Here is a 12,276-nt window from a genome sequence, read left to right as displayed (position 1 = left end):
GATTGCCGCCCGGCTGGCTGGCAATTTACGCCCTCAGTCCGTATAACTGTCCCCTGTTTTTAACCCCGGATAAGCAAGATCGTTACTGATGATGAAAGATTCGCTGAGCCAGATTATCGCAGGTGAGCTGCAGGCACGCGCCGAACAGGTTGATGCCGCCGTACGCCTGCTGGATGAAGGGAATACCGTCCCCTTTATTGCACGTTACCGTAAGGAAGTCACCGGCGGGCTGGATGATACCCAGCTGCGCGCGCTGGAGAGCCGCCTGAGCTATCTGCGCGAGCTGGACGATCGCCGCCAGTCGATTCTGAAATCGATTGACGATCAGGGCAAACTCTCGCCGGAACTGGCGCAGGCTATCAACAGCACGCTGAGTAAAACCGAGCTGGAAGATCTCTATCTGCCTTACAAGCAGAAGCGCCGTACGCGTGGCCAGATCGCCATTGAAGCGGGCCTCGAACCGCTGGCTGACACATTGTGGAACGATCCCTCGCAGCAGCCGGAAGCGGTAGCTGCAGGCTTTGTGGATGCGGATAAAGGCGTGACGGATACGCGCGCCGCGCTCGATGGCGCACGCTATATCCTGATGGAGCGGTTTGCCGAAGACGCCGCGCTGCTGGCAAAAGTGCGCGACTATCTGTGGAAAAACGCCCATCTGGTAGCACGTGTCGTTGAGGGCAAAGAAGAGGCGGGCGCTAAATTCCGCGACTATTTTGATCATCACGAAGCGCTGAGCAGCGTGCCTTCGCACCGCGCACTGGCGATGTTTCGCGGCCGCAACGAAGGCGTACTGCAGCTGTCGCTGAATGCCGATCCGCAGTCTGAAGAGGCGCCGCGTGAAAGCTATGGCGAAACGCTGATTGCCGATCACCTGGGTCTGCGCCTGAATAATGCGCCGGCTGACAGCTGGCGTAAAGCGGTGGTGAGCTGGACATGGCGCATCAAGGTGCTGCTGCATCTCGAAACCGAACTGATGGGCACCATCCGTGAACGGGCCGAAGATGAAGCGATTAACGTCTTTGCCCGCAATCTGCACGATCTGCTGATGGCCGCTCCGGCCGGTATGCGCGCCACAATGGGGCTTGACCCTGGCCTGCGCACCGGTGTGAAGGTTGCCGTAGTTGATGCGACCGGCAAACTGGTGGCCACTGATACGGTCTACCCGCACACCGGTCAGGCGGCGAAAGCGGCGGCGGCCGTCGCGGCGCTCTGTATAAAGCATCAGGTTGAGCTGGTGGCGATTGGTAACGGCACCGCTTCGCGCGAAACCGAGCGCTTTTTCCTCGATGTGCAGAAACAGTTTCCGCAGGTCAGCGCACAAAAAGTGATCGTCAGTGAAGCGGGCGCCTCCGTCTACTCCGCTTCGGAACTGGCGGCGCTGGAGTTTCCTGACCTCGACGTATCGTTGCGCGGTGCGGTCTCTATTGCCCGTCGCCTGCAGGATCCGCTGGCCGAGCTGGTCAAAATTGACCCTAAATCGATTGGTGTGGGCCAGTATCAGCATGATGTCAGTCAGAGTCAGCTGGCGAAAAAGCTGGATGCCGTGGTTGAAGATTGCGTTAACGCCGTTGGCGTCGATCTCAACACCGCCTCGGTCGCCCTGCTTACGCGCGTAGCGGGTCTGACGCGCATGATGGCGCAGAATATTGTGGGCTGGCGTGATGAAAACGGACGTTTCCAGAACCGTCAGCAGCTGCTGAAAGTGAGCCGCCTCGGACCAAAAGCGTTTGAACAGTGCGCCGGCTTTCTGCGCATCAATCACGGTGACAATCCGCTGGATGCCTCTACGGTGCATCCGGAAGCGTATCCGCTGGTGGAGCGTATTCTCTCTGCCACTGAGCAGGCGCTGAATGCGCTGATGGGAAATCCCGGCAGCCTGCGCAATCTGAACGCGCGCGACTTTACCGATGAACGCTTTGGTCTGCCTACCGTGACCGATATCATCAAAGAGCTGGAAAAGCCGGGCCGCGATCCGCGTCCTGAGTTCAAAACCGCGCAGTTTGCCGAAGGCGTGGAAACCATGAACGATCTGCTGCCCGGCATGATTCTGGAAGGCGCCGTGACCAACGTGACTAACTTTGGTGCCTTTGTGGATATCGGCGTGCATCAGGATGGACTGGTGCATATCTCCTCTCTCTCCGATCGCTTCGTGGAAGATCCGCATCAGGTGGTGAAAGCAGGCGATATCGTGAAGGTCAAAGTCATGGAAGTGGATCTGCAGCGTAAACGTATTGCGCTCACTATGCGTCTGGATGAACAGCCGGGTGAGAGCAATGCACGCAGCGGTAGCCGACCTGCTGCCAGAGAACCGGCGCGCGCCGCAAATCCGGCCAAAGGGCGCGGCAAGCCTGCGCCTGCAGGCAACAGTGCCATGGGTGATGCGCTGGCTGCGGCTTTTGGTAAAAAGCGCTGATTTCAGCCTGCTAATCTGCCTGCAGCCGGCAAATGGCTGCAGGTAACAGGTTGCGAAATTGTCCCGTCAGGCTACGCTGAAAAAATCTGTGTGATCCACTGACCTTCCGCGTGGCCTGACAATCTGATGGATAAAATCAACGCCCTGCTCGATGAGATCTATGAAGGAGACCTGCCCGCCATCGCGCGCGAGCGTCTGCTGTCACATATTCGCGCCGCGCGCGACAGCGTGAAAATGCCACGCAAAGCGCACTGGGATGAGAAAGATGTGGTGCTCATCACCTACGCCGATCAGTTTCGTGAGCCGGAGCAGCCCACCCTCGCCAGCTTTACACGCTTTTATCAGCAGCACCTGCAGTCTGCTTTTAACCTGGTGCACCTGCTGCCATTCTTTCCCTACTCGTCCGATGATGGCTTTTCGGTTATCGACTACCACAAAGTCAATCCGATCTGCGGTGACTGGCAGCAGATTGCGGCGCTGCACAGCCAGACGCGGCTGATGTTCGACTTTGTCTGCAACCATATCTCGGCGCACAGCGCCTGGTTTCGTCACTATCTGGCGCAGGACCCGGGCTGGGATGATTTTTTTATCAGTATGCCGCCGGCCACCGATCTCAGCGCCGTGACCCGCCCGCGCACTTCGCCGCTGCTTACGCCTTTTACCCTGGCCGACGGCAGCACGCGCTATATCTGGACCACCTTCAGCGCCGATCAGATCGATCTTAACTTCGCCAGCCCGGATGTGCTGATCCGTATGATCGGCGTGCTGCTCGACTACCTGAAAAAAGGTGCGGATTATGTGCGGCTGGATGCGGTTGGCTATATGTGGAAAACGCCGGGCACGCGCTGCATTCACCTGCATAAAACCCATTTGCTGGTGAAGCTGTTCCGCGCCGTCGCCGATGTTGTTGCGCCGGGCACGGTGATCATCACGGAAACCAACGTGCCGCACCAGGATAACATCAGCTATTTTGGCCGCGGGGATGATGAAGCGCAGATGGTATATCAGTTTTCTCTGCCGCCGCTGGTGCTGCAGGCGATCCATGCCGGTTCAGCGCGCGCGCTGCGTCAGTGGGCCGCCTCGCTGACGCCCGGCAGCGGCAGCACCACCTTTTTTAACTTTCTCGCCTCGCATGACGGTATCGGCCTGAATCCGGCGCGTGGCATTCTGTCAGAGCCTGAAATTGTTGCCCTGGTGCGTGAGCTGGCGCTGGAAGGCGCGCTGGTGTCATATAAAAACAACCCCGACGGCACCACCAGCCCCTATGAAATCAACGTTACCTATCTCGATGCGCTTAACCATCAGACCGATGATGATGAGACGCGCCTGCGCCGTTTCCTGCTGGCGCACGCCATCCTGCTGGCGTTTCCGGGCGTGCCCGCGATTTATATTCAGAGCATCCTCGGCTCGCGTAACGATAACGAAGGGGTGCGCGCTGCCGGCCACAACCGCGCCATCAATCGAGAAAAATATAGCCTGCGTGAAATGGAGCAGTGGATCAGCGGCGGCGACTGGCTGCGTCAGCAGGTGTTTGAACGGCTGAGTGCGCTGATCCAGCTGCGCACCCGCCAGCCCGCTTTTCATCCCGATAACGCCATGACTCTGCTGGAGAGCGACAATGCAATCCTGCTGTTTCGCCGCCACGCGCCAGATGAAGAAGGGCTGCTGTGCCTGTTTAACCTGAGCAGCCGTGAAATTACCGCCACGCTGCCGCAGGCGCGCCACTACCAGGATATCGTCAGCGGGCAAAAGGTGGACGGCAGCGCGCCGGTGACGCTCGCTGCCTGGCAGTTTATGTGGCTGCGTGGATAAACTGCGTCACGTGCCCGCAGAACGCCTCAGGATGTGAGATAAACGGCGCATGCGCTGCCTTTTCCATGACCACTGACGGGGAGCCGGGCCAGCGCGCATCCAGCTCGGCGGCAATACGTCGCGGTACCAGCCCATCCAGCGCCCCATAGAGGCGCAGAAACGGCACGCTAAGAGTGTCCAGCGCCGGGCGCAAATCGCTCTGCCGCAGAATCTCCAGCCCGCTCTGCAGCGCCGCAACTGACGGCATCGGCTGCGACAGCACCACCTCTTTCAGCTGACGCGCATCCTGACGCGCATTTTCTGTCCCCATGGTCTGTAATGCCAGAAAGCGCTCAACGGTGCGCCGGAAATCGTCACTGAGCTGCTGCTGAAAACCGGTCAGGGTGTCGGGCTTAATCCCCGGCCACTCCGCCTGCGCGGTAAAACAGGGCGAGGAGGCTACGCTGATCAATGCAGAAACGCGCGCCGGCTGCAGCAGCGCCAGCTGGCTGGCCACCAGCCCGCCCAGTGACCAGCCCAGCAGCGTGGCGCGTTCAGGCAGCTGCGGCAGCAGCTGTTGCGCCATCTGTATCAGCGTCAGCGGACCGGCCGCTGCGCTGCGGCCAAATCCGGGCAGATCCACCAGATGCAGGCGAAAATGGGGGCTGAGTCGCGGAACAATGTGTTGCCACACTTCGGCATTCAGTCCCCAGCCGTGCAGCAGCACAAGATCGCGATCGCCCGCGCCCGTGGTGTGCCAGTAAAGCGAACTCATCGGTTACACTCCCGAAAAGTGAAAAAGAGGTCGCTATGCTATCAACTCCGGCCCGCTGCTGGCTATGCCATCTTCCGCTGCAGATTGCACACCACGGCTTGTGCACTCTCTGTCTGCATCAGCTGCCGCTCCTGCCGGCGCTCTGCCCCTGCTGCGGCCTGCCAGCCACTGCAGCGCAGCGCTGCCTGCGTCAGCCGCCGCCGTGGCATCGCTTAACCTGCGTCAGCGATTACACTCCGCCGCTGAGTGACTGGGTACAGCAGCTGAAATTTTCCGGCGCGATCGCACTCAGGGTGATGCTGGCGCGGCTGCTTTTGTTAAAATTGTTAACAACGCGCCGGAATGAACCCGCTACGGCGTTCGATCTGGTGCTGAGCGTGCCGCTGCATCATCAGCGCGCCTGGCAGCGCGGCTTTAATCAGTCAGCGCTGCTTGCGCAGCCGCTCGCACGCTGGCTGAGGTGTGAGTATCGTGAAGGTGTCAGCCGGATACGTCGCGGTGGCACCCAGCATCAGCTTAATGCCCGCGCGCGCCGTCATAATCTGCGCAGCGCGTTCCGCCTTGAAATGCCGGTGCAGGATCGCCATATCCTGCTGATTGATGATGTGGTCACCACCGGCAGCACCGTAGCGGAGATCAGCCGCCTGCTGCAGGCTGAGGGCGCCGCCAGCATCCATATTGGCTGCCTGTGCCGTACCTTGTAGAGCGTCGGTGTTGGGCGTATTATAACCAGGTAATTTAGTCAACTATTGAGCAATCGCCATGATCCGTATTACTGATACTGCGCAAGAGCATTTCGCAAAACTGCTGTCAAAACAGGAAGATGGCACCCAGATCCGCGTATTCGTTATTAACCCGGGTACGCCAACCGCCGAGTGCGGCGTCTCCTACTGCCCGCCTGACGCGGTAGAAGCAACGGATACCGAACTGAAGTTCGATAAACTCTCTGCCTATGTGGATGAGCTGAGCGCACCCTATCTTGAAGATGCAGAGATTGACTTCGTTACGGATAATCTCGGCTCTCAGCTGACCCTGAAAGCGCCAAACGCGAAAATGCGTAAAGTTTCTGACGATGCGCCGATGGCAGAGCGGGTCGAATATCTGCTGCAGGCGCAGATCAATCCGCAGCTGGCCAGCCACGGCGGCCGCGTGTCGCTGATGGAGATCACCGATGACGGCATCGCCGTGCTGCAGTTTGGCGGCGGCTGTAACGGCTGCTCGATGATTGATGTCACGCTGAAAGATGGCATTGAGAAAGAGCTGCTGGCTGCCTTCCCGGAGCTGAAAGGGGTTCGCGATCTCACTGAACACCAGCGCGGCGAACACTCCTACTACTGATAGTTTATGCGGCAGCGCCCTGCGCTGCCGCGGTTTTACTACGCTTTACGCGCCTCGCTTACCGTTTTCAGCAGTTTCTTCACGCCCTTATCCGCAAACGCCTCTTCCAGCGTAAAGCTCCACTTGCGTCGCCAGTTAGGATACTCATCTGTTGTGCCCGGCACGTTAACCGGCGTTGTCATGCCCATCCAGTCCTCCGGCTGCAGGCCCAGCAGCGTGCTGCGGGTAAGCGCCAGAAAGCGATGGATAGCCTGATTAAAGGCTGGCGTCAGCGCCTGTTTTTCCGCCTGCTTTGCACTGCGCGCCGGCATGGCCCCGGCCTGATGCAGCGCATCCAGCAGCGCCTGTTTCTGTTCCACGCGCTGCGCCTGCAGCGACTGCAGCGTACTGCCTTTATACATACCCAGCTTCTCGCCCAGTGCCAGATCCTCCGCCTGCCAGAAGCCGCTCAGCGTCGGCAGATCGTGCGTGCTGGCACTGGCGATGGACTGCGGCGGATAGCTGTCGGGCAGGCGATAGCGCCCCTCTTTTTCCTGCTCGAAGAACAGTACTTTCCAGGAGAAAACCCCGCTGTCGCGCAGCAGTTTGACAATTTCCTGCGGCACGGTGCCGAGATCTTCGCCAATCACCATGCAGCGCATCCGCTGGCTCTCCAGCGCCAGAACCGCCAGCAGATCCTCTACCGGATAGGAGACGTAGGCGCCTTTATCCGCACCTTCCCCATGCGGGATCCACCACAGTCGCAGCAGCGACATCACATGGTCGATGCGCAGCGCGCCGCAGTCGCGCATATTCGCGCGCAGCAGGTCGATAAACGGCTGATAGCCACGCGCGCGCAGCACGTGCGGATCGAGCGGCGGCAGCCCCCAGTTTTGTCCCAGCGGTCCCAGCGGATCGGGCGGCGCGCCGACCGAAGCGCCAAGTTTATATAGCTGCGGATCCTGCCAGGTTTCGGCACTATGTTCAGCCACACCTACCGCCAGGTCACGGTAAAGCCCCACCGCCATACCCAGCTCCTGACTGCGCTGCCAGCAGTCACTGAACTGCTGATGCGCCAGCCACTGCAGCCAGCTCCAGAAGCCAATCTCCTCTTCATGCTGCGCGCACCAGGCCTGGACTTCCGGCTGCGCGGCACTGCGTAAACCCTCCGGCCAGGTTTCCCAGCCCCACCCCTGCTCATCCTGCCCGCTGCGCTCAGCCAGAATGCCATCAAACGCGGCCTGATAACGCAACGCGTCGCCGCCCGCCGTCAGAAACGCCTGGTAATCCGCTTCCTCTGCCGCCTGCGGCTGATACTGCTGCCAGGCCAGACGCAGCGCCTCCAGCTTGAGTGCCGCCACTGCCGCATAGTCAACTGCCTCCACCGCGCGCGCCTTCTCCAGCGCCTTGCGGGTTTTCGCACTCTTCCACCAGCGCTGTGCCGCGGCGCTCTGCTGAAATGCTGCCACCTGGCTGACGTCAATATAGAGAATATTCAGCCAGCGGCGCGACGCCGGGCTGTAGGGGCTGGCGAGATCGGGCTGAGCCGGATAGAGCGCATGCAGCGGGTTAAGGCCAATAAAGTCGCCGCCGTGCGCCGCTACCTGCTCCAGCATCCGTTTTAAATCGCCAAAGTCACCGATACCCCAGTTCTGCTCTGAGCGCAGCGTATAGAGCTGCACCAGCGCACCCCAGCGTTTTTCTCCCTGTGCCAGCGGTTCAGGCAGGTAGCAGCGACGCGGCGCAATAATCAGGCGCGACTGCCACTCCTGACGCCCTTTACGCAGGCTGAGCTGATGATAGCCCTGCGTCAGACGCGGCGGCAGCGTCAGCATCTCGCCACCCTGTACCGTGCCGCTGTGGCTTTTGCCCTGCTCAGTGGTCAGCTGCCAGGTAAATTCACCTTTGCCACCCACCGCAAGCTCGCGCCGGGCGCGTGCCACAAAGACCTGCACCGGCGGCACCGGCGGCGCTTTACCTGCCGGCGCCTCCATTACCGCCAGCAGCGCCTCTTTGGTCTCATCGCTGATGGTTTCCTTTTCCCCTCTGGCATTCACAAAACGCAAGGCAATTCCCGCCACTTCTGCGGCCTGATCCAGTTTATTGAGAGACATCAACGCTCCTTTCGCGTCCGGGCTGGCGGATAGAGATCAAAAGGATAAGTAAAGTCGCGCCTGGTGAAAAAAGCGACCGGATCGGAAGGGAGAGGGAAAAAATAGCTGCCGGGCGCGTGGCCCGGCGCAGGATCAGCAGAGTTCGAGATGGACCTCATGCTGCTCAATTACTTTAAGCACGCTGGCGGGAGGCTTCTGATCGGTAAACATGTAATCAATCAGTCCCATATTGCCCAGATTGACCATAGCGTTACGCCCGAACTTTGAGTGATCCACAACCAGCATTACGCAGCGCGAATTGTCGATGATGGCTCGTTTGGTCCGGACTTCATGGTAGTCAAACTCCAGCAGCGAGCCATCCATATCGATGCCGCTGATACCGAGAATGCCGTAGTCGAGGCGGAACTGCGAGATAAAGTCGAGCGTGGCTTCGCCCATGATCCCGCCGTCACGCGTGCGCACTTCTCCGCCGGCGATGATCACCCGGAAATCGGGCTTGCCCATCAGCAGAATGGCAACGTTAAGGTTGTTCGTGACAATCCGCAGATCGTTATGGTTCAGCAGCGCATGGGCAACCGCTTCGGGTGTAGTACCGATATCAATAAACAGCGTTGCGCCATCCGGGATCTGACTGGCCACGCGCGCGGCGATGCGTGCCTTTTCTGCCGACCACATCATTTTACGATCCTGCCAGGCGGTATTTTCCGAACTGGAGGGCAGCGCCGCGCCGCCGTGATGGCGCTGAATTTTATTCTGATCGGCCAGATCGTTTAAATCCCGGCGGATGGTCTGCGGACTGACCGCAAAATGCTCAACCAGCTCTTCCGTACTGACATACCCCTGACGCCGGACCAGATCGATAATGGCGTCATGACGTTGCGTCTGCTTCACATCTCTCTCCTCGGCTTGCAGCCGTGTTCTTTTTATCTCTGATGACGGGCAGCGTGGCGCGTATCCACAAACGCCATAGCCAGCCCGACCAGCAGGCCGGTCACGTGCGCGGCATTAGCAATTGCCAGACCAAATGCGCCGTACCAGCCAATTACCAGCCATACAATAGCGAAACCAATCAGTCCGCGCTCCAGATAAATACCGCTTTCGGGATCGCGCTCGCCGCGCAGCCAGCAATAGCCCATCAGCGCATAGACCACACCCGAAAGACCGCCAAACAGCACGCCGCTGAATTTGGCCTGCATCCAGCCGCTGAGCAGCGCAGAGATCAGCATAATCACAAACAGCTTGCCGCTGCCGAGTCGCTTCTCGACCGCTCCGCCGAGATACCACCACCACATCAGGTTAAACAGGATATGCAGCAACGAAAAGTGCAGCAGCGCATGGCTGAACCAGCGCCAGACCTGAAAATATTGCGAGGCGTCAGCCGGCCAGCCCAGCCAGGCCAGCGCGACATCATCACCCGCAATCTGCATCAGAATAAACACTGCGACGCAGAGCGCCATCACCGAAAGCGTCAGCGGTCCGGCGCGTTCGCGAATCGTGGCCCAGACGTTGCTGCGCTCATAGTGCAGCCCGCTGCGGGTGCTGCCGCTGCGCCAGCTGGCCGCCTGATAGCGCGGGTGATTAGGGTCGCGAACGAATTGCGCAAGTTCGTTTTCGACCATCTGCAGCTGGCTCTCATCATCCAGCACGATCACAAAGTGACTTTCCTGCTCTATGCGCAGCGTCACACCGCGCGTCGCCATATAATCCACAAACGCCTGCGCGGTGCGGGCGTGGCTGAACCGGGTAATACGCATCATGCTGCGCTCTCCTTAAGGTGGCGGGTCAGAGACTACCGGTCGCGGTCTGCGCAGGAAACGCTGCACGCCAGGCGTCAAACCCGCCATCAATGCTGTACACCTCACTGAAACCCTGCCCCAGCAGAAACTGCGCGGCGCCTTTGCTGCTGTTGCCGTGATAACACATCACCAGCACCGGCAGATCGCGGCGCGCCTGCGCGATAAAGTCCGCCAGGTTGTCATTGGAGAGATGCTGCGCGCCAGCGGCATGTCCCAGGGCGAAACTCTGTGGATCGCGAATATCGACTAACTGCGCGCCCTGCGCCAGCTGCGCGTTTGCCTGCTGAACGTTAATACACTCGAAGATTTCCATCGTTATCTCTCATTTCACTGTTCTGTTTGCGCCTAGTTTACCCTGAGAAACAGGTGCCATAACCTGATAAAGAAAAGGGTTATCTGTTTTTTTTCCTGCCGGAATGTTAGCTGCATCACGCAGGAATGTTTTTATTGCGTTAAAGACTGGCGAAAATGTTGGTTTCCGATTATTATTACGCTCGAAAACGAACATTTTAGAACTATTCCGAACATCGGAGGAGATGACGTGGAAACCAAAGACCTGATCGTGATCGGCGGCGGCATCAACGGAGCCGGCATTGCAGTGGACGCTGCAGGACGCGGACTGTCTGTGCTGATGCTGGAGGCGCGGGATCTGGCGTGTGCCACCTCCTCCGCCAGTTCCAAACTGATTCACGGCGGCCTGCGCTACCTTGAACACTACGAGTTTCGTCTGGTTGGCGAAGCGCTGGCCGAGCGTGAAGTGCTGTTAAAAATGGCGCCGCATATCGCTTTCCCGATGCGCTTCCGCCTGCCGCACCGCCCGCACCTGCGTCCGGCGTGGATGATCCGTATGGGCCTGTTTATGTATGACCGCCTCGGCAAGCGCACTACGCTGCCGGGCAGTAAAGGTCTGCGCTTTGGCGCGGAGTCGGCGCTGAAGCCGGAAATTACGCGCGGTTTTGAATATTCCGACTGCTGGGTGGATGATGCCCGCATGGTGGTGCTGAACGCGCAGGAAGTTGAGCGTAAAGGTGGCGAAGTGCGCACCCGTACCCGCGTTAACCGCGCATGGCGTGAAGGCGGCATGTGGATGGTTGAGGCAGAAGAGGTCGATACCGGCAAAATTCTGACCTGGCGCGCTAAAGGCCTGGTTAATGCGGCCGGCCCGTGGGTTAAACAGCTGTTTGACGACGGCCTGAAGCTGAAATCCCCTTATGGCATTCGCCTTATTAAAGGCAGCCATATCGTGGTGCCGCGCGTGCACACCGAAAAGCAGGCTTATATTCTGCAGAACGAAGATAACCGTATCGTGTTTGTTATTCCGTGGATGGATGAGTTCTCTATCATCGGTACCACCGACGTTGAGTACAAAGGCGATCCGAAAAACGTTAAAATTGATGAGGAAGAGACGCGCTATCTGCTGAAGGTGTTTAACGCGCACTTCAAAAAGCAGCTGACCTCAGATGATATCGTCTGGAGCTACTCCGGCGTGCGTCCGCTGTGTGATGATGAGTCAGATTCACCGCAGGCGATCACCCGTGACTATACGCTGGACGTGCGTGATGATAACGGCGGGGCGCCGCTGCTGTCGGTGTTTGGCGGCAAGCTGACTACCTATCGCAAGCTGGCAGAGCATGCGATGGAGAAACTGGCGAAGTACTACCCGAACGCCGGCCCGGCCTGGACAAAAAATGCCGTGCTGCCGGGTGGTGATTTCTCCGGTACGCGTGAGGACTACGCTGCCGGTCTGCGTCGCCGCTATCCCTTTATCAGCGAAAACATGGCGCGGCACTATGCCCGCACCTACGGCAGTCGCACCGAAATGCTGCTTGAGGGTGCCACCAGCCTGACCGATCTGGGCGAGAATTTTGGTCATGAGTTCTATGAAGCTGAACTGCGTTATCTGGTCAAAAACGAGTGGGTACGTGAACTGGATGATGCTATCTGGCGCCGTACCAAGCAGGGTATGTGGCTGAACACGGCCCAGCAGGCGCGCATCAGCGAGTGGCTGGCGCGCAACAGCCAGAAGCCGGCGCTTTCGCTCGCATCGTAAGGTCTGTTATCCGCTTTACC

General features: G+C 59.1%; 10 protein-coding genes. 5 read left to right on the top strand and 5 right to left on the bottom strand.

All coding sequences use genetic code 11. The features are described from left to right. The first annotated feature begins 91 nt into the window (after positions 1-91). Positions 92-2,413, top strand: coding sequence for a Tex family protein (locus C1Y41_RS17815; RefSeq protein WP_104086031.1), 2,322 nt, complete (start codon positions 92-94; stop codon positions 2,411-2,413). A gap of 126 nt (positions 2,414-2,539) precedes the next feature. After that, on the top strand, positions 2,540-4,225 hold the full coding sequence (locus C1Y41_RS17810; protein WP_094111189.1) for an alpha-amylase family glycosyl hydrolase: 1,686 nt from the start codon (positions 2,540-2,542) through the stop codon (positions 4,223-4,225). On the opposite strand, the gene bioH is transcribed toward C1Y41_RS17810, so the two are convergent. After that, on the bottom strand, positions 4,206-4,979 hold the full coding sequence (bioH, locus tag C1Y41_RS17805) for a pimeloyl-ACP methyl ester esterase BioH (RefSeq protein ID WP_104086018.1): 774 nt from the start codon (positions 4,977-4,979) through the stop codon (positions 4,206-4,208). The genes C1Y41_RS17810 and bioH overlap by 20 nt on opposite strands. A 35-nt stretch (positions 4,980-5,014) precedes the next feature. Between bioH and C1Y41_RS17800 the strand changes: the two genes are divergently transcribed. Both C1Y41_RS17800 and nfuA read left to right on the top strand, forming a co-directional pair. Continuing rightward, positions 5,015-5,683, top strand: a complete 669-nt coding sequence (locus C1Y41_RS17800) for a phosphoribosyltransferase family protein (protein ID WP_104086017.1) — start codon at positions 5,015-5,017, stop codon at positions 5,681-5,683. A gap of 58 nt (positions 5,684-5,741) precedes the next feature. Beyond that, entirely contained in the window at positions 5,742-6,317 is a 576-nt protein-coding gene (gene nfuA / locus C1Y41_RS17795; RefSeq protein ID WP_039380973.1) for a Fe-S biogenesis protein NfuA, read from the top strand. A gap of 38 nt (positions 6,318-6,355) precedes the next feature. On the opposite strand, the gene malQ is transcribed toward nfuA, so the two are convergent. The 4 genes from malQ to glpE all read right to left on the bottom strand — a co-directional run bounded on the left by malQ (position 6,356) and on the right by glpE (position 10,519). Next, positions 6,356-8,410: a 4-alpha-glucanotransferase gene (gene malQ / locus C1Y41_RS17790; RefSeq protein ID WP_104086016.1), complete on the bottom strand. Its 2,055-nt coding sequence runs from the start codon at positions 8,408-8,410 to the stop codon at positions 6,356-6,358. Between the two features lie 132 nt (positions 8,411-8,542). Then, the gene (locus tag C1Y41_RS17785; RefSeq protein ID WP_039380978.1) at positions 8,543-9,301 is read right to left on the bottom strand and encodes a DeoR/GlpR family transcriptional regulator; all 759 of its coding nucleotides are present in this window, start codon (positions 9,299-9,301) and stop codon (positions 8,543-8,545) included. Positions 9,302-9,333: 32 nt separating this feature from the next. After that, a complete protein-coding gene (glpG, locus tag C1Y41_RS17780; protein WP_039385660.1) occupies positions 9,334-10,164 on the bottom strand; it encodes a rhomboid family intramembrane serine protease GlpG in 831 nt (276 codons plus the stop codon). A gap of 28 nt (positions 10,165-10,192) precedes the next feature. Next, positions 10,193-10,519 carry a thiosulfate sulfurtransferase GlpE gene (gene glpE / locus C1Y41_RS17775; RefSeq protein WP_104086015.1) on the bottom strand — a complete coding sequence of 109 codons (327 nt, stop codon included), beginning with the start codon at positions 10,517-10,519 and terminating at the stop codon, positions 10,193-10,195. Positions 10,520-10,747: 228 nt separating this feature from the next. Between glpE and glpD the strand changes: the two genes are divergently transcribed. Beyond that, a complete protein-coding gene (gene glpD / locus C1Y41_RS17765; RefSeq protein ID WP_039380983.1) occupies positions 10,748-12,256 on the top strand; it encodes a glycerol-3-phosphate dehydrogenase in 1,509 nt (502 codons plus the stop codon). The last annotated feature ends 20 nt before the right edge of the window (positions 12,257-12,276 follow it).

Origin of the sequence: Pantoea sp. ICBG 1758 (genome assembly GCF_002928325.1) — a bacterium.
GTDB lineage: Bacteria > Pseudomonadota > Gammaproteobacteria > Enterobacterales > Enterobacteriaceae > Pantoea > Pantoea eucrina.
The sequence above is the reverse complement of the archived record's forward strand: the minus strand, read 5'-3'. Positions and strand labels throughout refer to the sequence as shown.